This is a genomic window from Streptomyces sp. NBC_00704 (assembly GCF_036226605.1).
Lineage (GTDB): Bacteria > Actinomycetota > Actinomycetes > Streptomycetales > Streptomycetaceae > Streptomyces.
On sequence record NZ_CP109000.1, the window covers coordinates 2,476,705 to 2,499,831 of the forward strand.

The window sequence follows — 23,127 nt, forward strand, 5'->3', positions numbered from 1 at the left end:
CGCACCGAGTCACGCCGAGTTTCGGAGAACCATGCCCCACTGGTCCGTCTACACCGGGAACAGCGCGCCGCACGACGGCATCGACCGGCTGCCCGAGCCGCCGCCCTGGCGCTCGTTCGACGGCGCGCCCCTCGTGCCGTCGCCGCGGGACGCCGACGACGAGGCGGCCGTCTCGCCCGACCGCGTCCACCGGGCCCGCGCGTACGTGGCCACCGCGGAGAGCGTCCAGCTCGTCAACGCCGCGCTCGTGCTGCGCCGTCCGCTGCTGGTCACCGGGCCGCCCGGCACGGGCAAGTCGTCGCTGGCGTACGCGGTCGCCCGTGAGCTGGGGCTCGGCCCGGTGCTGCGCTGGAACATCACCAGCCGGTCCACGCTGGCCGACGGCCTCTACCAGTACGACCCGCTGTCCCGGCTGTACGCGGCCCGGCAGGCGGCGTGGCGCGAGCACGGGGAGGACGCCGCCCGCGGCGGGGTCGAGGACCATCTGCGGCTCGGCCCCCTGGGCACCGCCCTGCTGCCCTACGCCCGGCCCCGCGCGCTGCTCGTCGACGAGATCGACAAGAGCGACCTGGACCTGCCGAACGACCTGCTGAACGTGCTGGAGGAGGGGCAGTTCGAGATCCCCGAGCTGATGCGCGCGGCGCGGCTCTCCCCGGCGGACGCCACCGCCGAGGTGCTGGCCGACGGCTCGGACGTGCCGGTCGCCGTGGCCCGCGGCCGGGTGCGCTGCCGGGCCTTCCCGTTCGTCGTCCTGACCAGCAACGGCGAGCGCGAGTTCCCGCCCGCGTTCCTGCGCCGCTGCGTCCGGCTGAAGCTGCGCCGCCCCGACCGCGAGCAGCTCACCCATATCGTCCGGGCCCATCTCGACACCCCGCCCGGCGAGGCGGAGCATCTCATCGACCGGTTCCTGGCCCGCGCCGCCGACGGCGAACTCGCCACCGACCAGTTGCTGAACGCCCTCTACCTCACGGGCGTCACCGGTCTGGACGTGGCGTCCCGCGACGCGCTGGCCGAGCAGTTGATGCCCTATCTGGGCGCCACGGCGGACGGCGATGGCTTCTGAGGCGGCGGGCGGTGACCGGTCCGCCCTCGAACGGCTGACGCGGCTGCTGACGGCGGCCTCGGACACCGCGCCCACCCCGCGCGAGCTCGCCGAACTGCTGTGGCTGGCACGCCGGTTACCCGCCCCGGACGGCGCGGACGACGCGGGCGGTCCGGAGGGTGCGGGCGGGCCGGACGCGGCGGACGCCCGCACCGGGCCGGCCGCGCGGGCGGCGGCGGACGCTGCCGGGCCGCCGGCGGGGGAGCCGTCCGCCGGATCCGCGCCGCCGGCCGGCGCCCCCGGCCCGCCGGATCCCGCGCCCGCCCCGGCCCCCCGCATCCCGCTGCGTCTGCCCTCCCCCGCCGCCGCCCCCCGGGCGCCCGGTGAGCCGGGCTCCGCCGGCGGCCGGACGCTGCTCGCCCCCGCGCCGCCGATGCTGCCGCGCCCGCTCGCGTTGCAGCGCGCCCTGCGCCCGCTGAAGCGGACGGTGCCCTCGGCGCGCGCCCGTCTCCTGGACGAGCGGGCCACGGCCGACCGCATCGCCCGCCTCGGCGCTCATCCGGACGTCTGGCTGCCCGTCCTGTGCCCGGCGCGCGACCGCTGGCTGCGCCTGAGCCTCGTCCACGACACGGGCCCGACGATGCCGGTCTGGCGGCCCCTGGTGCGTGAACTGCACGCCGTGCTGGCCCAGTCGGGCGTCTTCCGCACGGTCGGCCTGCACCCGGCGACGCCCGACGGGCGGGCCCGGCAGGTGCCCGACGCGGCCGACGGGCGGACGGTCACCCTGGTCGTCAGCGACTGCATGGGCCCGCAGTGGCGGCCCGGCCCGGCGGGCGAGCGCTGGCACGCCGTCCTGCGGCACTGGGCCGCCCGGATGCCGCTGGCCGTCGTCCAGCCGCTGCCCGAGCGGTTGTGGCCCACGACGGCCCTGCCGGCCGAGCCCGGACTGCTGGCCTCCGCCGGCCCGGCGGCCCCGCTCGGCGCCCTGCGGTTCACCCCGTACGACCCCGAGGCCGCACCGCCGCCCGCCCCGGCCCTCCCCCTGCCCGTCCTGGAACCGGGCGCACCCTGGCTGGCCAACTGGGCGGCGCTGGTGGCCGCGCCCGGCGGCGCCCGCGTCCCCGGCGCGGCGGCCTGGCTGACGGCGGCCCCCGCGCCGTCCGCCGGGCAGGAGGCCCCCGATCCGGCCACGCTGCCCGCCCAGGACCTGGTCCTGCGGTTTCGCGCCACCGCCTCCCCGGAGGCGTTCCGGCTGGCCGGTCATCTGGCCCTCGCCGTGCCCTCCGTCCCGGTCATGCGGCTCGTGCAGCGCGCCGTGACCCGCGACCCGCGCCCGCAGCACCTGGCCGAGGTGATCCTCAGCGGCATGCTCACCACCGCCCCCGGCCCGCCGGGCTCGTACGACTTCCGGCCCGGCGTGCGGGAGTTGCTCCTGCGCACCCTGCCGCGCACGACCCGCGGCCGCTCCCGCGAACTCCTGGACCGCGTCGGCGGACTGATCGACGAACGGGCCGGCCTGACCACCGGCGAGTTCCGCGCCGAACCCGCCGGTCCCGGCGCCACCGCCCGCCCCGACTCCGGCGCCCCGGCCCCGGCCTTCGCGACGGTGGCCGAGGAGACGGTGCGCCGACTGGGCGGCGACGCCGCCCCGGACGCCGGATCCCACGACCCGCACGGCACGGCGACCGCGCCGACCGCCCGCGCCGAGCCCGCCGGTCCCGGCGCCACCGCCCGCCCCGACTCCGGTGCCCCGGCCCCGGCCTTCGCGACGGTGGCCGAGGAGACGGTGCGCCGACTGGGCGGCGACGCCGCCCCGGACGCCGGATCCCACGACCCGCACGGCACGGCGACCGCGCCGACCGCCCGGCCGGTGCTGCGTTTCGAGACCGACAGCGACCTCGCCGCCCGCCCCGAGGCCCGCATCACCCTCGAACTGGCCGTCCACGACGTCCTCGCCCGCGGGGCCCTGACGCCCCAGCAGTACGACGTCGGCGTCCTCCCGAGCGGCTACCTCGTGGAGATCCGGCCCGGCGCCTACCTGCTGCCGGTCCTCGCCGCCGCCCTGCGCCGGCTCCCCGGCCCGCTCGCCGGACTGCCCGAACCGCCCCGGCTGCGCGTCACGTTCCAGCACGGCCCGCCCGCCCCCGCCCTCGCGCCCCCGCCCGCGCTCGCGGAGAGCGCCGCCCCCGTCCTGCTCACCGTGCCGCCCGCCCTCTACGAGGACTTCGCGCTCAGCTCCGCCGCGGCCGGCCCGCACCGCTTCCGCCCCCTGTACGGCGACGCCCCGGACGGCCCCCCGCTCGCCTGGTGCTGCCCGCTGCCCGCGCCGCGCGACGCCGACGAGGAGCGGGACCTGGTGCGCGGGCCGCTGCTCACCCCGGACCTGCGCCGGCTCGGCATCCCCGCGCCGGGCCGCACCGCGATCGTCCACGCCCGCGCCGACGGCCCGCTCGCCCAGCTCAACGCCGCCGATCCGTACGAGGGCCGCCCGCCGCGTCCGGCGACCTACTACGAGGTCGACCTCGTCGCGCAGCACGCCGTCCACCGGATCGCCCTGCCCAGCTCCGGGAAGGGCGGGTTCACCGCCGTCGTCGACCTGACCTGGCGGGTGACCGACCCCGTGGCGTTCGTGCGGGCCGAGACCGCCGGAGTGGCCGAGCGGCTGCTCGCGCACGTGCGGGAGGCGGGGGGCCGCGTCACCCGTCACCACTCGGTGCGCCGGGCCGCGGGCGCGCAGCGCGCGCTCGACACGCAGCTCGGCGGCTGGCCGGTGCCGGGGCTGACGGTGACCTGCGCGGTCACGCTCACGCCGGACTACGCCCCGCCGCCCGAGACGCCCCACGCCGGCTCCGCCCGGCCGCTGGAGGAACTCCTCGCCGACGCCGAGACGGTGCTGTTCGGCTTCGACGGCCCGTTGACCCGCCTGTTCACGGCGGCGGCCGCCCGCGACGCCGCGCTCGACCTGCTCTCCCTCGTGGCCGAGCACCGCGATCCCGAGGACGCCTTCGCGGGCCGTCCGCCGGGCGATCCGGGCGCGGCCGGCCGGGAGCTGTTCGTGCACCCGCTGGACGTGCTGCGGGCCTTCGCCCGCGACCCGCTGGGCCCGCTCCTGCGGGACCGGCTGGCCGAACTGGAGCTGGCGGCGGTGCCGGACGCGCCCACGACGCACCACTCGGTCGTCCTCGTCCGCACCCTGCACGCCGCCGGCCGCCGGGTCGGGGTCGCCACGGACGTCTGCGAAGCCGCCGTCCGCCGCCATCTGGAGTTCCACCGGCTCGCGCTGCCCGCCGGGGTGCACGGCCGCGCCGACGACCTCGGCCTGCTGACGCCGAACCCGCAGGGCCTGCTGCGCGCCCTGCGCCCGCTCGGGACGCCCGCCGCGGGCGCCGTCCTCATCGGCTCCACGCTCGCCGAACTGACCGCCGCGCGGGCCGCGGGACTGCGCTTCGTCGGCCTCGCGCGCAACCCCACCGCGGCCCGCAGCCTCGCGCGAGCGGGCGGCGACGTCACGGTCCCCTCCCTCACCCCGGTGCTGGAGGCGGCCCGCGCCCTGTGACGCGAGCGCCGGCGGCCGCGGCCGCGGCCCGGCCGGTGCGAGCCGCCCCGAGTGCCGTACCGCCCGGACACGAACTGCCTTAGGCTGACGCGGATTTGAAGGTTCAGTGGAGATCTGGAGATGGAATCGCGTATGCCTCGCACACCGTCAAGACGCACCGTTCTGCGCGGACTCACGGTCACCGGAGCGACGGTGGTCGGCTTCGACACCGCCGCCCGGAGCTGGGCCGCGTCCGCCGCGGACTCCGGCGCCGCCCTGGCCAGGGTCCCCCACCTGGACGGAACGCTCGTCACGGACCACGCCTCGCTCAGCGCCGCCGCCGACGACTACGGGCACATCGTGCACCGACGCCCCTCGGCCGTCCTGCGCCCGGGCTCGGTCCACGACGTCGTCGCCATGATCCGGTTCTGCAACGACCAGCGCCTGCCGGTCGCGCCCCGCGGCCAGGGCCACGCCCCCTTCGGCCAGGCACAGGCGCCGGGCGGCCTGGTCGTCGAGACCACGCCGCTGGCCGCCGTCGGCCCCGTGAACAGGGCCGCCAGGACGGTCACCGTCGGCGCCGGCGCCAAGTGGAGCGCGGTCGCCCGCGCCACGCTCGCCGAGGGCCTCACCCCGCCCGTCTTCACCGACTACCTGGAACTCTCCGTGGGCGGCACCTTGTCCGTCGGCGGGCTGGGCGGTCAGGCACACCGGGTCGGCGCGCAGGTCGACAACGTCGCCGAACTGCGGGTCGTCACCGGAGCGGGCGAGCTGGTGCGCTGCTCGCCCACCCGGCGCGCCGACCTGTTCCACGCCGTCCTGGCCGGACTCGGCCAGTGCGCCGTCATCGTCGAGGCCACCCTGCGCCTGGTGCCCGCGCCGCGGACCGTGCGCCGCTACCAGCTCACCTACGGCGACCTGGAGACCTTCCTCGACGACCAGCGCGTCCTCGTCCGCGAGGGCCGCTTCGACTACGTCGAGGGCCAGGTCCACGCGGACGCGGCCGGCGCGTTCGGCGTGTACGTCATGGAGGCGGTGGCCTACGGCCCGCCGGCCGGCCCCGCGCCCGACGACACGGCCCTGCTGCGCGGCCTGCGCCACGACCCGGCGTCCGCGCAGATCGCCGACCAGCCGTACTACGACTTCCTCGACCGGCTGGCCCCGGTGATCGCGGCCATGAAGGAGGCCGGGATCTGGTCGTTCGCCCACCCCTGGCTCAACCTCATGCTGCCCGGCCGGTCCGCGGCGGCGCTCGGCGCGAAGGTCCTGGGCGGACTCACCCCGGCCGAGGCGGGCCCCGGCGCGGTCGTCCTGTTCTACCCGCTGCTGCGCGAGCGCCTCACCGCCCCGCTGCTGCGCACCTCCGACGACGACGTCTCGTACCTCTTCGACGTCCTGAGCGCCGCCCCCGCGGACGACACCGCCGCCGTCGACCGCCTGCTGGCCTTCAACCGCTCCGCCTACGAGGCCACGGCCGCGGCCGGCGGCACCCACTACCCCGTCGGCAGCATCCCCCTGACACCGGCCGACTGGCGTGCGCACTTCGGCCCGGCCTGGGCGGCGCTGGCGGCGGCGAAGTGCACCTACGACCCGCGCGGGATCCTGGTCCCGGGCCAGGGCGTCTTCGGCTGACGGAGCGACAGGACGGGTGCCGGGCGGGAAGATCCACCCGTTCGGCCGCACCCCGCCCGGCCCACCAGAAAAGGCGGGCCTCCCCGCGCCCCCGCACGATGCGTAGAAGGCCGACCGCCCGGCGGCCGCCACGGTCTGTGCTCTCGGGAGGACCCGCCATGACCGCCAGTCTGGAGCAGCTGCGCCGCTGCCACTTCGCCGTCGACCTGGGAGCGGCGCGGACGCGGGTGTACGTGAAGGGGGCCGGGCTCGTCGTCGACCAGCCGTCGGCCGCCGCCGTGAACACCCGCACCGGCGCGCTGATCGCGGTCGGCGAGTTCGCCGAGAAGATGACCGGGCGCACCCCGCACTACATCCGCGTGGTGCGCCCGGTCTCGGGCGGCACGGTCGTCGACATCGAGATGGCGCAGCGCATGCTGCGCCACCTCATCGGCGACAGGATCCGCCGCCAGCTGCGCCGCAAGCCGTTCCTGCGTGCCGCCGCGTGCACGCCGCACGACGCCGATCCGCTCGCCCAGCGCGCCGCGATCGAGACGCTGGTGGGGCTCGGTGCGCGGCGCGTGGAGCTCGTCGACACGCTCATCGCCGCCGCCGTCGGCTGCGGGCTGCCCGTCGAACGCCCCGAAGCCACGATGATCATGGTGTGCGGGGCCGCCGCGACCCAGGTCGCCGTCCTGTCCCTCGGCTCGATCGTGACCGCCGAACGGATCCCGGTGGGCGGTGAGGCGGTGGACCATGCGATCGTCCAGCACCTGCGCCACGAACACGAGTTGATGCTGCCGAGCCAGTCGGTGCGCCCGCTTCAGCTCGCCCTGTCCGGCAACGGCCTCACCCCACAGGGGCCCGCGTCCACCGAGATCCACGGGCGGGACGTCGCCACCGGCCTGGCCCGCTCCGTGCAGGTCGACACCGCGGCGGTCCGCGACGCCATCGAGACGCCGCTGACGGCGGTGCTGGACGGCATCGGCCGGGTGCTGCGCGAGTGCCCGCCCGACCTGGTGGCCGACCTCGCCGACCGCGGCATCATGATGGTCGGCGGTTCGGCGCTGCTGCCCGGCTTCGACCAGATGCTGCGCCAGGCGACCGGCATGCCGGTGCACATCGCCGAGCGACCCGACATCTGCGCCGCCCAGGGCCTGGGCGCGATGCTGGAGGGCAAGATCGAGCCGCTGACCCTGGACCCCCTGGGCGCCTGACGCGACGACCGACGCCGAGACCGGCCCGGCCGCACCCCGGCCCATCCGGCGGCCCCGCGCCATCCGGGGCGGCCCGGCGCCATCCGGCCGGCCCCGCCGCACCCCGTCACGACCGGGGCGGCCCCACCGCACCCCGCACCATCCGAGCCCGCCCCACCGCACTCCGCCACGACCGGGGCGGCCCCACCGCACACCCCGCCCCCATCCGGGCCCGCCCCGCCGCACCCGCCACATCCGAGCTTGCCGCCCTGCACCCCGTCATGACCGGAGCGGCCCCATCGCACCCCGCACCATCCGGGCCCACCCCGCCGCACCCGCCACATCCGAGCCCGCCGCGCTGCACCCGCCACCCCGACCGGGGCGGGCCCGCCGCACTCCGGCCCATCCGGGCCCGCCCCGCCGCACCCCGCCACGACTGGGGCGGGTCCGCCGCACTCCGACCCATCCGGGCCCAACCCGGCCGCACCCCGCCACATCCGAGCCCGCCCCGCCGCACTCCGCCACCCCGACCGGGGCGGGTCCGGCGCACTCCCAGCGCACCCCGCCACGACCAGGGCGGGTCCGCCGCACTCCCACCGCACCCCGCTCCGACCGGGGCGGGTCCGCCGCACTCCCACCGCACCCCGCTCCGACCGGGGCGGGTCCAGCGCACTCCCCCGCCGCACCCCGTCACGACCGGGGCGGCCCCATCGCACCCCGCCCCATCTGGGCCCAACCCCGCCGCACCCCCGGAGCGACCCACTCCCGGCCGCCCCGGCCGCCCCGCCGCCCCCGCCCGGCATCAGCGAAAGCGCGCGCCAACTCGCCCGCGCCCGCCCGGACTCGGCCACCGCCCCCGGAACACGCGGCCCGGCACACCGCGGCCTCCCGATCACCGCCGTCTCACGGCTTTACCCACGTAACACGCTCGACACCTTGACGATCACCCGGCCGGGTGCCACGATTCCGGCGCCGCCATGTTTACGTAAACATCAGCCACCGCGAGGCTTCGATGTTTACGCAAACATCAGAGCCGAAAGGGCAAGTCGATGCGCACGTCCCCCACCAGAGCCTCCCTGTCCCCCCGCATTCGTGCCGCGCTCGTCGCGGTCGCCGTCGCCGCGGTCAGCGGCACCACCCTCGCCGCCACCCCGGCCTCCGCCGCCGCGCCGGCCACCGACACGACGCAGTTCAAGGGCGTCAACTGGGCCGACCCGCGGGACAACTTCGCCGACGACTACCTCCAGCTGTCCGGCCTGAAGACCACCGACGGCTACTCGCGGACCTACGCCAAGGCGACCCGGATCATCGCCGCGTTCCGCGCGAACCTCGGCGCCAACACCGTGCGGCTGCCGATCAACCCGTACACGGTCAACGGCGCCTACTGGAAGTCGTACCGCGCGGTCATCGACGCCGCCTCCGACCAGGGCTTCAAGGTCATCGTGTCCTACTGGGAGGGCACGGGCGCGCAGAAGGACGGCTTCATCGACGACGAGGCCGCGTACTGGCCGATGTGGAACACCGTCGTCAAGGCGTACAAGAACGACAAGCGCGTCTACTTCGAGCCGATGAACGAGCCGCACGGCTACACGGACGCCCAGTGGGCCGACATCGCCGCGAAGTGGCTGTCGACGTACGCGAAGGTGCCCCGCAACCGCGTGTTCGTCAGCGGCGCCGGCTACAACGACCACGTCACCTCGGTCTGCGCCGACCCGCGCCTGAAGGGCACCTACCTCTCCCTGCACCACTACGGGTTCTGGAAGGACTACGCGACCTACGACCAGTGGGTGGCCGACCTGAAGGTGCGCATCGGCGACTGCGCGAACCGCACCGTCGCGGACGAGTTCGGCGCCCCGATGACGACCGGCCTGAACTACGACGTGAAGACGCCGGACGACAACTTCGTCAACTACGTCCAGGCCGTCACCGACACCTTCCGCGAGCTGAAGATGGGCTCCGTGTACTGGCCGGGTCTGCGCACCGACGACACGTACTCCCTCCAGAAGCTCGTCGGCCCCGCCGAGCGCCCCTGGCTGGCCACCACCAACCAGTCCGGCGCCGACCGCCTCGCCTGGGCCTGGGGCCGCGGCAAGCCCGTCAAGAACTGACCCCACCTCCCTCCCGCACCCCTGCTCCCCCGGCTCCCCCCACTCCCCGTCCCCCCAGCCCACCCCCCACCTGCGGGCCCGCCGGCCCTGAATCCGGCGGGCCCGCGCCTCGGCGGGCCCGGGACTCCTGAGGGAACAGCCCCCGGTGCGGCCGGCCCCGACACCCCGTTGATCGCCGCACGGTTCGCCGCATAGGTTCCGGCTCATGACGAATGCGACGAACGTACGGATCGGTGTCATGTACGACCGCGACTGGGCCCCCGAGGGACTCCCCGGGTTCGCCCGGCGGGCCGAGGCGCTCGGCGTCGACGACCTGTGGGTGGTCGAGGACCTCGGATGGAACGGCGGGGTGTCCGCCGCGGCCGTGGCGCTGGGAGCCACGGAACGTCTCACGGTCGGCATCGGCATCGCCCCGGCCCCCCTGCGCAGCCCGGCCCTCCTCGCGATGGAACTCGCCACCCTGGCACGGGTGTTCCCCGGCCGTCTGGTGGCCGGGATCGGGCACGGGGTGCGGGAGTGGATGGAGGCGGCCGGCGTCGCCCCCCGGTCGCCGCTGGCCCTGCTGGAGGAGACGATCACCTCCGTGCGCGCGCTGCTGCGCGGCGAGCGGGTCGCACTGGACGGGCGCGAAGTACGCCTGGACGGCGTGCGGTTGGTGCACCCGCCGGAGCAGGCGCCGCCGGTGGTCGCGGGCGTCGTCCGGCCCCGGTCGCTCGAACTCTCCGGCCGGGTCGCGGACGGCACGCTGATCGCCGAGGGCCACGGTCCGGGCGATCTGGAGAACGCCCGCGCCCTGACCGTCAAGGGCGGCGCCGGCCCCGGCCACAGCCTCACCGTGCTGTCCTTCGCCTGCGTGGGCGACGACCCGGACGAGGTCGCCCGCCTCCTGCACCCGCACACCGAGGGCCACGGCGCATGGCTCGGCCGTCCCCAGGACGAGGTGTTCACCGTGTCCGGCACCCCGGCCCGGGCCGCCGACGCCGTGCGCGCCCTGCACGACGCCGGCGCCGGGACGGTCGTCCTGCGCGTCGTCGGACCCGGACCGCTGGACCAGCTCGCGGCGCTGCTGACCCGGATCAGGGGCTGATCGCGCGGCGCGGAACCCCTGGACCGCGCCCGGACGTTCCCCTGCGGGCCGTCGAGGGCAGGAACGGCCCGTGCACGTCGGTGCACGTCGGTGCACGTCCTACGGGGAAGAGCGGGTGAGGCATGGCGCGCGTACTGGTCGTCGGCGGGGGGATCGCCGGCACGGCGGCGGCCCTGGCGCTGAGGAAGGCGGGGCAGGAGGTCGCCGTGTACGAGGCGCATCCGGATTCGGCCGAGGACATCGGCGCGTTCCTCACCCTGGCGAGCAACGGGCTGCGGGCGCTGGCGCAGATCGACGCCGTCGAGGCGGTGACCTCGGTCGGGTTCCCGCTCACCTCGATGCGCGTCGTGGACGCGACCGGCGCCGAGGCGGCCCACGTCCCGCTCGGCGAGGCCGCCGACCCGCTGCTGCGCTACCGGTGCCTGCGCCGCGGCGAACTGAACGCGGCCCTCCAGGCGGAGGCCGCCCGCCGCGGCATTGCGGTCGTCCACGGCGCCCGCCTGACCGCCGTCGAGCACCTGGCGGACACCGGGGACGGCGGCGGGGCGGACGACGGGACGGGCGACGGGTTCGGCTCCCCCGCCGGATCCCACACCGCCGCCGGGCCCGGCGCCCCCGGCTGCGTCGTCGCGCGTTTCGCCGACGGGAGTTCCGCCGTCGGCGACCTGGTGCTGGGAGCCGACGGGCTGAACTCCACCGTCCGCCGGCTGACCGCTCCCGACGCGCGGCCGCGTTACGCGGGTCAGCGCGTCTTCTACGGGTACACCACCGACGCGCCGGCGACCGGCGTCGACGAGTCGGCGTGCGTCACGATGACCCGCGGCAGCGCGGCCGCCTTCGGCCATATGACGTCCCCCGAGGGGGAGACCTTCTGGTTCGCCCGCGTCAGCGCCGACGAGCCCCTCACCGCCGACGAGATCGCGCACGCCGGCCCCGGCCACTGGCGTGACCTGCTCGTCGCGTCGCTGCGCGCGGACCGCACGGCCGCCGCCGGGATCGTCGCGGCCACCGAGGCCCCCGTCCTGGTCACCGACGCGACCGAGATGCCCAACGGCACCCCCTGGCGCTCCGGCCGCACCCTGCTGATCGGCGACGCGGCGCACGCGGCCTCCCCGGCGACCGGCCAGGGCGCGTCGATGGCCCTGGAGGACGCGGTGATCCTCGCGAAGTGCCTGCGCGACCTCCCCGGCCTCGCGCCCGCGCTCGCCCGCTACGAGGCGCTGCGCCGCCCCCGCGTGGAACACAACACCACCGTCAGCGGCAACATCTCCCGTGGCGTGCACACCCCCGGACCCCGGCCGTCCGGCGGCCCGCCGCCGGCCCGGCCGGGCGACGCCGAGCTGACCGCCCGGCTGGAGTGGGGCACGCCCGTCGGCCAGGACGACGGCTCCGGCTGAGGGAGCGCCGAGTGTCAGCCCGTCGTCGTCCGGCCCGGCTCGTCGGGCGTCCAGGTCGTGTCCTCGGGGGCGTCCGGGCGCGTCGCGTCGAGGTGGGCGCGCAGGGCGGCGAGGGCGGGGTGCGGGTTGTCGCGGCGCCAGACCAGTGAGTGCGGGTACACGGGCGTCGGGTCGTGCACGACGATCCGCCGCAGGTCGTAGTGGGCGGGCCAGACGAGCCGGTCGTGCTCACCGACGAAGGTCGCCAGCGCCGGGGAACCGGCGATCGACTCCAGGAGGGCGTCCGAGCCGAAGTTGGGACCGGTCGCGTCGATGACCAGCCCGAATTCGGCGGCGAGCCGGTCGTAGTAGGCGGTCCACTCGGTTCCGGCGGCGTTGCCGGGCATCCAGATCCGCCGCCCGGCGAGTGCGGCGAGGGTGACCGCCCCGGCCCCGGCGAGTTCGTGGGCCGGACCGGTGAGGAGGCGGAGGGGGTCGTCGAGGACGCGCGCGGTCGCGATGTCGTCGGGGAGCCGTCGCGGGAACGGGGCCACGGCCCGGAAGGACGCGTCGATCGTGCCGTCCCGGACGGCGGCGACGGCGGTGTCGGCGTCGAAGAGCGTGACGACGTCCAGTTCCGTCTCCGGATGCGCGTGGTGGAAGCCGCGCAGCAGGGCCGCCGGCGCGATCCGCCGGTTGATCACGTCGACGCGCAGGGCGCGGCGGCCGGGCCGCACCGAGTCGGCCGCCCGCTCCTCGGCCCGCAGGAGGTCGCGGGCGTGGGGCAGGAACGCCTGCCCGTCGACGGTGAGCCGGGCTCCGCGCGCCGTGCGGGTGAACAGCCGCACGGCGAGGTCCTTCTCCAGCGCGGCGACGCGCTTGGAGACCGCCTGCTGGGTGATCGCCAGCTCGGCGGCCGCCTCCTGGAAGCGGCCCGCGTCCGCGACGGCGACGAAGGTGCGTACGGCTTCGAGATCCACGCCGACGCACCCTAATTCACAACCGGTGGTTGTGCCCCGGGGGCGCCGCGGTTGTTTGACCTGCCGTCCCTCCGCTCGCTTAGCTCTCCCCCACGGGCCGGACCGGGCGCGGGCCGGCCGGTGCGGGCCGGGGCCGGGCGGTTCGGGCGGGACGCGGAGGGGGTGCGCCGACATGGTGGGCGGAAGGCCGTTGGGCCGGCGGTTCGGGTGGCTGTGGGCCGCGTACGCGGTCAGCGCGTTCGGCACCCGGCTCGCGTTCGACGCGTTCGGCCTGATCGCGATCCTGGTGCTGCACGCCTCGCCGGCCGAGGTGTCGGCGCTCGCCGCCACGGGGCTCGCGGTGGGGGCCGTGGTGGCGGTGCCGCTCGGGCCGTGGGTGGAGTTCCGCCGCAAGCGGCCGGTGATGATCGCGATGGACCTGACCCGGTGCGCGGCGCTGCTGAGCGTCCCCGCCGCCTACGCGGCCGGTCTGCTGACCTTCGCCCAGCTGCTGGCGGTGTCCGTGGTCGTGGGGGCGGCGGACATCGCCTTCAACGCGGCGAGCGGCGCGTTCCTGAAGGCGCTCGTGCGGCCGGAGGACCTGGTCGTCGCGAACAGCCGGTTCGAGTCGACCAGTTGGACCGCCACACTGCTCGGACCACCGGCCGGGACGGCCGCGATGGGGCTGTTCGGCCCGGTGACGACCGTCCTCGCCGACGCGGTCAGTTATCTGCTGTCGGCCGCGGGCATCCGCGCCGCCGGCGGTGACGAGCCGCGGCCGCCGCGCCCCGAGGGATCCGGCGGGTCCGGCGGGTCCGGCGGGTCCGGCGGGTCCGGCGCGCGGATCCGGCCGCGCGAGCTGCTCGAAGGGTGGCGGTTCGTGCTGGCCCACCCCGCCCTGCGCCCGCTGTTCTTCAACACGGTGCTGGTCAGCGGTCTGATCATGGCGACCTCGCCGCTGCTGGCCGTCCTCATGCTCGGCGATCTCGGGTTCGCCCCCTGGCAGTACGGTCTGGCCTTCGGCCTGCCGTGCCTCGGCGGCATCCTCGGCTCGCGGCTGGCCCGCCCGCTCGTGTCCCGCTTCGGGCGGCACCGGGTCGTGCGCACCGCGGGGACGCTGCGGGCCTGCTGGTCGGTGTGGCTCGCCTTCATCGGGCCGGGCGCGGCCGGGCTCGTCCTGGTCGTCGTCGTCGAGTTCGGGCTGATCGCCTGCACGGGCGTGTTCACCCCGGTGTTCGCCGCCTACCGGCTCGACCGGACGCCGTCGGAACGCGTCGCCCGCACCCTGTCGGCGTGGTCGGTCACCAGCAAGGCGACGATCGCGGCCCTGACCGGGCTGTGGGGCCTGCTCGCCGCCGCCGTCGGCCCCCGCGCGGCGATCGCCGTCGCCGGCGTCCTCATGCTGGCCACCCCCGTCCTGCTGCCCCGGCACGAGCCCGCCCCGCGACAGGACGCCGAGCGGACGCCGGCCCCCAGCCGGACCTGACCCGCCGGACCCCGGCCGGACGCGCGAGCCCGACACGCGAGCCGGACACGCGAGCCGGACGGCCGCGTCCACCACCCCCGCGCGGGCGCCGCTCCCAAGCCCGCCCCCTCCCCGGCCCATGCCCTCCTCCCGCGCCCGACGCCCCGTCCTCCGCCGCTCCCCCACGCACGGCGCCCGGCGGCCGGAACGGATCCCGTCCCGTCAACCCCCGGCAATCTGCGGCCCGTTGCCCTACCTTGGGCCCATGGCGCTGCATCACCACAGTGACCGTCCGTGGCGCGTGAGGGTGGACGACGCGGCAGGCGACCCCTGCGGCGCGGGCGTGCTGCTCGACGACCGGCACGTGCTGACCTGCGCCCACGTGGTCCGCTACGCCGGGGCCGCGCCCGGCTCCGGCGCCGTGCCGGGGGTGCGGGTCAGCAGCGTGGCGTGCCGCCCGGAGTGGACCCGCACCGCGCGGGTGGCCCCGGGCACGTGGGTGCACGACCACGACACCCAGCGCGGCGACGTGGCGCTGCTCGAACTCGACGAGCCGGCCGGCTGCGGCACCCGGACCACGCTGTGGAAGGCCCCCCTCTCCGGCGGAACGGTCCAGGTGTACGGCTTCCCGCAGGACGAGCCGTTCGGCATGGGGGCGGACGCCCGGCTGGCGGGATCCGGTCACCGGCAGGGCGAGTGGGGCCTGCTGAAGCGGATGCGCGAGGGCGACCCGTGGATCGAGCGCGGGTACTCGGGCGCCGGCGCGATGGCGGTGGGCGGCGAGTTCGACGGGCGCGTCATCGGCATCGTGGTGGCCGACTACGTCCACGGCGACGCGAAGGCGGCCTGGATGCTGCCGACGGAGACGATCCTCACGTACCTGCCGCGGATCGAGGAGTTCACCGGCGGCGACCGCAACGACGAACTGGGGCCCTCACGCGGCGAGTTGCCCGGCGACGTGCTGGGCGACCCGCTGCGGCTCGCGCTGACGCAGGAGCTGACCCGGCTGCTGGACAGCGGCTGGTGCGGGACCGTCGTCGTCGGCACGGGCGGCACGACCGCGGTGGGCGACTCCTGGCTCGTCCGGCTGGTGCGCACGGCCGATCCGGCGGCGCGGGCCACCGTCAGCGACGCCGAGCTGACCGGCGCGCCGGGGGACACCGTGCTCGGACTCGGCACCATCGACGCGGCCTACGACGCGCGCGGCCGCTCGGCCGCCGACCTCGCCGGCTATCTCACGCGCCGGTTCGGGCTCCCCGGCGGGGACCCCCGCGAGGTGGCGCGGCAACTGCTGCGCCGCAGGCCGCCCGCCTGCCTGGTGGTGGCCGGCGTCGACCGGGCCCAGGACCCGGAGGCGCTCGTCGGGGAGCTGCTGGGGCAGCTGGCCCGCCGGGCCCGGTCGCGCGGCGTGCGCCTGGTCCTCGGCTTCGAGGGCGTCACACCGGCCGGCCTGGCCCACGACGTGTCGCTCGACCCGGAACCGCTGCGCGGGGACGCCACCCGCACCGTGACCGCCGCGGCGGTCCACACGGTCGTCGGACAGCTCGCCGCGGAGGAGGACGCGGCCGCCGCGCTGCACCAGGAGCGCGGGGTGCGGTTCTTCGCCGCGCCCCGGCTGCCGCCCCGCGCCGCGCCCCGGCTGCGGGTCCGGCTGGCCGTGGCCCGGGCGACGGAGCCCAACCCCGAACTCGCCGTGATCCACGAGCGGGCCGAGGCCGCCCGCGCGGTCCTGGCCCGGTTCGACCGCGACCTGCGCCGGCTGCTCTCGGCGCACGAGGACCTCACCGCCCGCCTGGAGCTGCACCGGGTGCGGGCCGCGCGCTACTTCGGCGACGAGGACCGGCGCCTCGCCGACCGGCACGCCCCGGCGTTCCGCGCGCTGAAGGTGGAACCGATCGACCTCGGCACGGCCCGCACCCTCGTCGGACGCTACATCGACGAGGTCGCCCGACGACTGGACGAACGACGACCGGACGCCGGCGGACGGCGGGACGCCGGCAGACAGCCTGACGGCGGACGGTCGGACGACGCACGGCCGGACGCCGGCAGACAGCCTGACGGCAGGCCGCCGGACGACGACAGCCGGACGGACGGCAGGCCGACGGATAACGACAGATACCTGGACACCGGCAGACAGCCGGACTACGGACGGCCGGACGGCACACGCCCAGCCGTCGGCAAACAGCCCGACGACGCACAGCCGAACGACGACAGCCGCCCAGCCCTCGGCAGACAGCCGGGCAACGCACGGCCGGACGGCGGACAGCCGGGCGGTGACCGACAGCCGGACGTCGGCGGACAGCCGGGCGGTGACCGACAGCCGAACCTCGGCGGACAGCCGGGCGGTGACCGACAGCCGAACCTCGGCGGACACGCGGGCGGCGACCGACAGCCGGACGGCAGACGACCGGAGGGCGACCGACAGCCGAACCTCGGCGGACAGCCGGGCGGCGACCGACAGCCGGACGTCGGCGGACAGCCGGGGGGTGACCGCCGGACGGCGGTGGACGGCCAGGGGGAAGGTGACTGGCGGGGATGAGCGCTCCCGTGTGCAACCGCCCCGACTGCGGGCGCGGCCGGATCGACGACCAGGGGTTCTGCCCGGTCTGCGACCGGCCGCCGCTGCCGCGGGACGACACGGCGCCGCCGCGACCGGGCCGCCCCGAGCCGGATCCGCCGGCGCGGGCCGCGGCGGGCGTCGGTGTGGCGCACGTGCGGCCGGATCCCTGGTACGGCCTCGGCCTGGCCGGCTCCGACCAGCCCCCGGAGGTGCCGCCGAGCCCGTCGGGTCCCGTCGCCGAGGAGCACCGGTTCTGCGCCCACTCCCCCTGCGGGCTGCCGGTCGGCCGCGGACAGGGCGGTGAGCCGGGCCGGGTCGAGGGTTTCTGCGCGGCGTGCGGCACGCACTACGACTTCGCCCAGCCCAACGGCCTGGTCATCGCCGGACGGTACGAGGTCGAACGCGTCCTCGGCTCCGGGGCGTACGGCGCGGCCTATCTGGCCCACGACCGCAATCTCGCCACCCGGGTCGTCCTCAAGGCGCTGCACAGGTCGGTGGCCAAGACCGCCCGGCACGAGCGGGACGTGCTGGTCGGGCTCCGGCACGACAGCATCGTCCGCATCCTGGGCTACGAGCCGGAGGGGCCGCACCTCGTCCTGGAGTACGTGCCGGGCGAACCGCTCTCGGCCCGTGACGGCGACCGGCTGGAGACCCTCCTCGCGCACGGCGTGCGCGTCCTCCAGGCGCTCGACTACCTGCACGCGCGGGGTCTGCTGCACTGCGACGTCAAGCCGCTGAACATCATCCGGTTCCGGGAGGAGGGCCCGGCGGGCGCGCTCGACCGGGTGCGGCTCATCGACTTCGGCTCGGTGCGCAGCCACACGAAGGACACCGGCAGGGTCGTGGCGTACACGGAGGCCTACGCGCCGCCGAAGACCGACCCGGAGCATCTGCGCCCCACTCCCGGCTTCGACCTGTTCGGGCTGGGCATGACGCTGCGCGAGGTGTGCCGTTCGCGCTGGACGGACCGCTCCGTGCCGGGCGTCGACTCGCTGCACCTGCTGCTGGACCGGGCCACGGACCCGGAACGGCCGTGGTGGCGGTTCGTGTCGGCCCGGCAGTTCGCCGAGCAGCTCAGCGGTGTCATCCGGCAGGTCGTGGCGGCTCCGCCGACGGGCCGTCAGGTGGCGCGCCCGTCGGCGCTGTTCGGGTCGATGGCCGGTTCGCTGCACGGCGGGCTGGGCGCGGCGCGGCCCCTCGCCCACTGGGTGGCGGCGCGGCCGGACGGGCGGGGGCTGCTGGGCATGCCCGCGCCGTTCTCCTCGCCGGATCCGGGCGACATCGCCGCCGCGCTGCCGGCTCCCCTGTCCGATCCCGACCAGCCGGCGGTCACGGCCACGGCCGGGGGCACGCTGGCGGAGATCCGGCTCGCCCTGCGCGGCCAGGACGCGAGGGCGGCGGCGGCGCATCTGCGGGCGGCGGCCCTGCCCGACTGGCACTGGCTGTCCGACTGGTACTGCGCTCTCATCGCGCTGGCCGACGGCTGTCCGCGGCGGGCCGCCGTGGTGCTCGGGCAGGTGCGCAGGGCCCTTCCCGGCGAGCTGCTCCCGCTCCTCGGTCTCGGTCTGTGCGCCGAGCTGCGCGGGGACCGGACGCTGGCGCGGTCGCACTACGGGATGGTGTTCGGCACCACTCCCGCGCTCGGTGCGGCCGGCTTCGGTCTGGCCCGCGTCCTGCTGCTGGCCGGGGAGCGGGCGGGGGCGGTGGCGGTCGCCGAGCAGCTGGCCGGGGAGTTCCGCTACGAGCGCGAGGCGCGCGTGGCGGCCGTCCGGCTGCGCGTCATGGTCGTCCCGGAACGCGGTCATCCGGCGCCGACCGAGGAGGACGTGGCGCGGGCGCGGGCGGCCCTGCCGGGCCTCGGCGTGGACGAGGCGGCGGCGGCCGCGCTGCGGGCCGAGATCCAGTACGCGGAGTTCCTGCGCACCCGGGACCGGCTGAAGCTGTCCGACGCGGTCCGCGCGCTGGGCCCGCACGCGCCGACGGAGCGCGAGTACGTGGCGCTGGTGGACCTGGCCAACGGGCTGCGTCCGGCGCTGACTTGGGGGCGGCGCGGAAAGCGTGCGGAACGGGCCGTTCCCGTGTCGGAGCGGCGTCCGGCGGGCTAAGCTCCCTTGCACGTTCCGTCGTGAACGCGTGCACGCACCGTAGGGGACGCAGTCGGCGAGGCGATCGGATGGTGCCGGTGGGGGACAGGCCGCCGTTGGGGCTCGGTTTCGCCCTGGAAGTGGACGCGCCCACGGATCTGCCCTACGACGAGCGGCGCGCGGACGCCCTGATCACCGTGACCGCGGACTCCGCCGCCGGACCGTCCGTGCGGGCGCCGAGCGCCGAGATCCTCATCATGGACCGCTCGCTGTCGATGACGGGCCACAAGCTGGACGAGGCGAAGCGCGCGATGTGGGCGGCCATCGACACGCTGCGGGACGGAACGCTGCTGGCCGTGGTCGCGGGCAACCACGAGGCCGAGGTGGTCTTCCCGGCGGCGGGCGGTCTGGCCCGGGTCGATGCCCGCAGCCGGGAGGACGCCAAGCTCCGGGTGGCCGGCCAGCTCCCGGAGGGCGGCACGGCGATCGGCCGGTGGCTGGAGCGGGCCCGCGGCCTGTTCGCCACGGTGGAGTCCCCGGCCACGGTGCGCCACGCGGTGCTGTACACCGACGGCAAGGACGAGCACGAGACGCCCGAGCAGCTCGGCGAGGTCCTCGCGTCCTGCACCGACCACTTCGTGTGCGACGCCCGCGGCCTGGGCGACGACTGGCGCTACACCGAACTCCTGCGTGTCACGCAGGCCCTGCACGGCTCCGCGGAGGCCGTCGTCACCATCTCCGACCTGACCGGGGACTTCACCCGGCTGATGCGCGAGGCGCAGCGCGTCGTCGTGCCCCGGGTGTATCTGGGTTTGCGCCTCAACAGCCGTTTCCAGCTCGCCTTCGTGCGGCAGACCCGTCCCGTCGAAGCGGAGTTGACGGCGCGTCAGCAGCGGGGGGAGGAGACGCACGTGCCGCTCGGCGCGTGGGCCCCGCAGACCCGTCAGTACCAGATATCGCTGCGCGTCGACCCCCACAGCCTGACCGTGGACGAGACCCTGCGCGCCGCCCGCATCACCCTGCACGCCGAGTACCCCGACGGGACGCGCCGCCCGTGCGCCGAGAGCGCCGCCCTGGTGGTGCGCCGCCGCTCGACGCCCGGCTTCGGCATCGCCCGCTCCCCCGACCTGACCCGCGTCGAGAACGAACGCGAACTCGGCATGGCCATGCGCGCCTGCGCGGACGCCCATCTGCGCGGGGACCTCGAACGCGCCGACCGTGAACTGCGTCTCGCGCTCGATCTCGCGCGGTCCCTCGGGGACACCGCGCGTCTGCGGTCGCTGCGCGCGGTCGCCGCCGACGGCCCCGACGGGCGGCCGCGGATGCGGCGGGACGTCGCCCGCGGCCGGATCCTCGGGCTCGGCCTGGACTCGACGAAGACCGTGAGACGGCCGGCCGAGCGGCACGACCGGCCGCCCCAGGACGCGCCGTCGCCCCGCGCGTGCCCCCGGTGCCTCTCGACGTCCACGTCGCCGAGGGCCAGGTTCTGCGAGGAGTGCGGGCACCGGCTCGGCGACCCGGACGCGGCCGGCGAGCCGAGGGACGCCCTGTGACGGGGAGACGGCCGCGCCCGTCCCATCCGGTCGTGGTGCTGCGCCGGCTCAGGGCGGCCGTGCTGGGCGTGCTGGCCGTGACGACGCTGCTGTGCCTGGTGGTGGAGGACCGCGCCGGGGACCAGATAGCCGCCTCCGAACGCACCCGCGGGGCCATGGACGACATCTCGCGTGCGCACGAGCAGGCCGTACGGGCGAGGACGGCGCTGGACGCCGTCGCCCGGGTCAGGGACCCCGTGTCGATCGCGCTGACCGGCACCGGCGCGGACTTCGCCAACGCCGCCGCCCGCATCAGCTCCCATCTCACGTCGGCGACGGAGGGCAACGGGGCGGGGAAGCGGGGACTGAGCCACATCCAGTTCGTGCAGGGCCAGTTGGCGACGACCGTGAAGATGGCCAACGCGGCGGTTCTCGACGGGGCCCCGGCCGTCGGCAAGGTCGGCGAGGCGCTGCGCGCCGGGCCGGAGCGCGCGGGGAACCGTCCCGTCCGGTTCACCGGCGGCCTCGAACAGTCCCTCCTGGACCTCCGGCAGGTGGAGAGCGACGCCCGCGAGGTCCAGCGGGACTCGGACTGGCGCGACCGCCGTCTGCTCTGGCCGCTGTTCATGACGCCCCTGGCGGTCCTGCTGCTTCTCGTCTGGGCCACCGGACGCGTCGTCGCCCGGCGCTTCCGGCGGTATCCCAGCCCGGCGCTCGCCCTGGCCCTGTCCGCCACCGCGACGGTCGACGTCCTGATGTGCGTGCTGCGCCCGCTCGACGCGGCGATCGCCCTGCCCGTGCTGGCCGCCGCCGGAGCGCTGGCCCACCTGGCCTACCGCCCGCGCCTCGCCGAATACCGGTTCCCGCGCCCATGAGACGACTGACGGCCCCCCTCGTGCGCTGCGCCCTGGCCCTCGGCCTGCTCGCGGCGGCGGTCGCGTGCGGCGGTCCTGGCAGGAGCAAGGTGACGATCATGGTCCCCTGGTCCGGCAAGGAGTTCCAGGCGTTCTACGCGGTCGTCGAGGCCTTCGAGAGGAGCCATCCCGGCATCGAGGTCGAACCCGAGGTCACCCGCGCCCTGAACGAGCAGCTCGACGCGGCCGTGGCCGCCGACGCGGAACCCGACCTGGCGGTGCTGCCCAGTGTGGGGGCGATCGCCAAGTACCAGAAGGAGGGGGCGCTGCGAAAGCTCGACGTCGACACGGGCGACTACGTGCAGCCGTTCCGAGGGCTCGGCACGACCGGCGGGAACGGCGTGACCGGCGAGGGCGGCGACGTGTACGCCGTCCCCCTGAAGGCCGACGTCAAGAGCCTCGTCTGGTACGACGTCGACGCCACGCCCGACCCGCCGGGGAGCTGGGCGGATCTGCCCGCCCGCCACGACACGTGGTGCCTGGGACTGGAGTCCGGTCCGACCTCCGGCTGGCCGGGCGCCGACTGGATAGCGGACCTCCTGCTCGCCCGCAACGGCCCCGACGCCTACACGGCCTGGGCGTCGGGGGACGCACCCTGGGACCGGGGCCCCGTGCACCGCGCGTGGACCGCGTGGGGGGACCTCATGGGCGACGCCCTCGAAGGCGCCGCCAAGACCGGCTTCAGGGACGCCGCCGGGAAGATGCCGGCGTGCTCCATGGGCCACGGCACCCTCGCCGCGATGGACTTCGACGCGGACCGGGTGAAGAGGGGCGGATACCGGTACGTGCCTCCGCCCGGCAGGACACTGCAGGTCTCGGCGGACTTCGTCGGGAAGTTCACCGGCAACGACGGCGCCGACGAGTTCATCGCCTACCTGGCGAGCACCGAGGCCCAGCGGCTGTGGGTGAACCAGCCCGGCTTCGCGCTCTCCGCCGACAGGCGGGTCACGGTGGCGGACTACACCGACCGCGTCCAGGGCGGGATCGCCGCGATGCTCCACACCCCCGCGAACACCCTCTGCTTCAGCGCCGCCGACGCGATGGACCCCGACGTCTCGGCCGCCTTCTACCGAGCGGTCCTGGACTACGCGAACGGCACGGCGGAAGGTCCGCTCCTGAAGGCGCTCGACAAGGTCCAGACCGCGCTCGGCCCCGCCCGCCCGAAGTCCGCGCCGCCCCTGTGCGGCACCCCCTGAACCTCGCCCCGACCCGTTCCGGACACCTCCAGGAGTCGCCATGCCCGACGCCGTGCAGTTCACCCTCGACGACGGCAGCGTCGTCCTCGTGTCCCCGGCGGCCCGCACCGGCACCGGCGCCGTGGGCCTCGGCACCCGCCTGGAGAGCGCGGCGACCGGCCTGCGGGAGGCCCTCGCGCCGATCACCTCCGCCGCCTCCGAGGTGATCGGCCAGTTCCGCGACGCCACCCGGCGGCCCGACGAGGTGGAGGTCACCTTCGGCGTCGTCCTGGACGCCAAGCTCGGCGCGGTCCTGACGAGCGCGAGCGTCGGCGCCCACCTCGACGTCACCCTGCGCTGGAGCGGCACGGAACCGACGCCGCCGAGCTGAACCCGGGCGGACCGACGGCCGGTTCGGCCCGGCCCGGCCACAGGCCGCCCGCCGCCGCGCACCGTTCGCCCGGAGGGCTGCGGGCCCGACGA

Annotated in this window: 15 protein-coding genes; 14 read left to right on the forward strand and 1 reads right to left on the reverse strand. The window is 76.3% G+C overall.

The annotated features are described in order from the left end of the window. The first annotated feature begins 31 nt into the window (after positions 1-31). The 7 genes from OG802_RS10950 (at position 32) to OG802_RS10980 (ending at position 11,976) form a co-directional block, all read left to right on the forward strand. Positions 32-1,063 (forward strand): AAA family ATPase, encoded by a 1,032-nt coding sequence (locus OG802_RS10950; RefSeq protein WP_329409516.1) that lies wholly within the window; start codon positions 32-34, stop codon positions 1,061-1,063. Beyond that, entirely contained in the window at positions 1,053-4,598 is a 3,546-nt protein-coding gene (locus OG802_RS10955; protein WP_329409518.1) for an SAV_2336 N-terminal domain-related protein, read from the forward strand. Before OG802_RS10950 ends, OG802_RS10955 begins: the two co-directional genes overlap by 11 nt. A 132-nt stretch (positions 4,599-4,730) precedes the next feature. Next, on the forward strand, positions 4,731-6,209 hold the full coding sequence (locus OG802_RS10960) for an FAD-binding protein (RefSeq protein WP_329409520.1): 1,479 nt from the start codon (positions 4,731-4,733) through the stop codon (positions 6,207-6,209). 158 nt (positions 6,210-6,367) lie between these two features. Beyond that, positions 6,368-7,405, forward strand: a complete 1,038-nt coding sequence (locus tag OG802_RS10965) for a rod shape-determining protein (protein WP_329409522.1) — start codon at positions 6,368-6,370, stop codon at positions 7,403-7,405. 1,028 nt (positions 7,406-8,433) lie between these two features. After that, positions 8,434-9,492, forward strand: a complete 1,059-nt coding sequence (locus OG802_RS10970; protein ID WP_329409523.1) for a glycoside hydrolase family 5 protein — start codon at positions 8,434-8,436, stop codon at positions 9,490-9,492. A gap of 205 nt (positions 9,493-9,697) precedes the next feature. Continuing rightward, complete coding sequence (locus OG802_RS10975; RefSeq protein WP_329409525.1) at positions 9,698-10,579, forward strand: LLM class flavin-dependent oxidoreductase; 882 nt, start codon at positions 9,698-9,700, stop codon at positions 10,577-10,579. Between the two features lie 122 nt (positions 10,580-10,701). After that, complete coding sequence (locus tag OG802_RS10980) at positions 10,702-11,976, forward strand: FAD-dependent oxidoreductase (RefSeq protein ID WP_329409527.1); 1,275 nt, start codon at positions 10,702-10,704, stop codon at positions 11,974-11,976. A gap of 14 nt (positions 11,977-11,990) precedes the next feature. Here OG802_RS10980 and OG802_RS10985 read toward each other — a convergent pair whose 3' ends face one another. Beyond that, positions 11,991-12,935, reverse strand: coding sequence for a LysR family transcriptional regulator (locus OG802_RS10985; RefSeq protein WP_329409529.1), 945 nt, complete (start codon positions 12,933-12,935; stop codon positions 11,991-11,993). 172 nt (positions 12,936-13,107) lie between these two features. On the opposite strand from OG802_RS10985, the gene OG802_RS10990 reads away from it, so the two are divergent. From OG802_RS10990 to OG802_RS11020, 7 genes are all read left to right on the forward strand, one after another. Continuing rightward, complete coding sequence (locus OG802_RS10990; RefSeq protein ID WP_329409531.1) at positions 13,108-14,400, forward strand: MFS transporter; 1,293 nt, start codon at positions 13,108-13,110, stop codon at positions 14,398-14,400. Positions 14,401-14,644: 244 nt separating this feature from the next. Beyond that, positions 14,645-16,918 (forward strand): trypsin-like peptidase domain-containing protein, encoded by a 2,274-nt coding sequence (locus OG802_RS10995; protein WP_329409533.1) that lies wholly within the window; start codon positions 14,645-14,647, stop codon positions 16,916-16,918. Beyond that, entirely contained in the window at positions 16,915-19,044 is a 2,130-nt protein-coding gene (locus OG802_RS11000; RefSeq protein WP_329409534.1) for a tetratricopeptide repeat protein, read from the forward strand. The genes OG802_RS10995 and OG802_RS11000 overlap by 4 nt, the downstream gene beginning before the upstream one ends. A gap of 77 nt (positions 19,045-19,121) precedes the next feature. Continuing rightward, on the forward strand, positions 19,122-20,576 hold the full coding sequence (locus OG802_RS11005; protein ID WP_329409536.1) for a VWA domain-containing protein: 1,455 nt from the start codon (positions 19,122-19,124) through the stop codon (positions 20,574-20,576). Then, positions 20,573-21,430 (forward strand): hypothetical protein, encoded by an 858-nt coding sequence (locus OG802_RS11010; protein ID WP_329409538.1) that lies wholly within the window; start codon positions 20,573-20,575, stop codon positions 21,428-21,430. The genes OG802_RS11005 and OG802_RS11010 overlap by 4 nt, the downstream gene beginning before the upstream one ends. Beyond that, entirely contained in the window at positions 21,427-22,665 is a 1,239-nt protein-coding gene (locus tag OG802_RS11015) for an ABC transporter substrate-binding protein (RefSeq protein WP_329409540.1), read from the forward strand. The genes OG802_RS11010 and OG802_RS11015 overlap by 4 nt, the downstream gene beginning before the upstream one ends. A 40-nt stretch (positions 22,666-22,705) precedes the next feature. Continuing rightward, entirely contained in the window at positions 22,706-23,035 is a 330-nt protein-coding gene (locus OG802_RS11020) for a CU044_2847 family protein (RefSeq protein ID WP_329409542.1), read from the forward strand. The last annotated feature ends 92 nt before the right edge of the window (positions 23,036-23,127 follow it).

Coding starts and splice junctions, on each gene's coding strand:
- OG802_RS10950 (WP_329409516.1), top strand. CDS start 32: ATGCCCCACTGGTCCGTCTACACCGGGAACAGCGCGCCGCACGACGGC.
- OG802_RS10955 (WP_329409518.1), top strand. CDS start 1,053: ATGGCTTCTGAGGCGGCGGGCGGTGACCGGTCCGCCCTCGAACGGCTG.
- OG802_RS10960 (WP_329409520.1), top strand. CDS start 4,731: ATGCCTCGCACACCGTCAAGACGCACCGTTCTGCGCGGACTCACGGTC.
- OG802_RS10965 (WP_329409522.1), top strand. CDS start 6,368: ATGACCGCCAGTCTGGAGCAGCTGCGCCGCTGCCACTTCGCCGTCGAC.
- OG802_RS10970 (WP_329409523.1), top strand. CDS start 8,434: ATGCGCACGTCCCCCACCAGAGCCTCCCTGTCCCCCCGCATTCGTGCC.
- OG802_RS10975 (WP_329409525.1), top strand. CDS start 9,698: ATGACGAATGCGACGAACGTACGGATCGGTGTCATGTACGACCGCGAC.
- OG802_RS10980 (WP_329409527.1), top strand. CDS start 10,702: ATGGCGCGCGTACTGGTCGTCGGCGGGGGGATCGCCGGCACGGCGGCG.
- OG802_RS10990 (WP_329409531.1), top strand. CDS start 13,108: ATGGTGGGCGGAAGGCCGTTGGGCCGGCGGTTCGGGTGGCTGTGGGCC.
- OG802_RS10995 (WP_329409533.1), top strand. CDS start 14,645: ATGGCGCTGCATCACCACAGTGACCGTCCGTGGCGCGTGAGGGTGGAC.
- OG802_RS11000 (WP_329409534.1), top strand. CDS start 16,915: ATGAGCGCTCCCGTGTGCAACCGCCCCGACTGCGGGCGCGGCCGGATC.
- OG802_RS11015 (WP_329409540.1), top strand. CDS start 21,427: ATGAGACGACTGACGGCCCCCCTCGTGCGCTGCGCCCTGGCCCTCGGC.
- OG802_RS11020 (WP_329409542.1), top strand. CDS start 22,706: ATGCCCGACGCCGTGCAGTTCACCCTCGACGACGGCAGCGTCGTCCTC.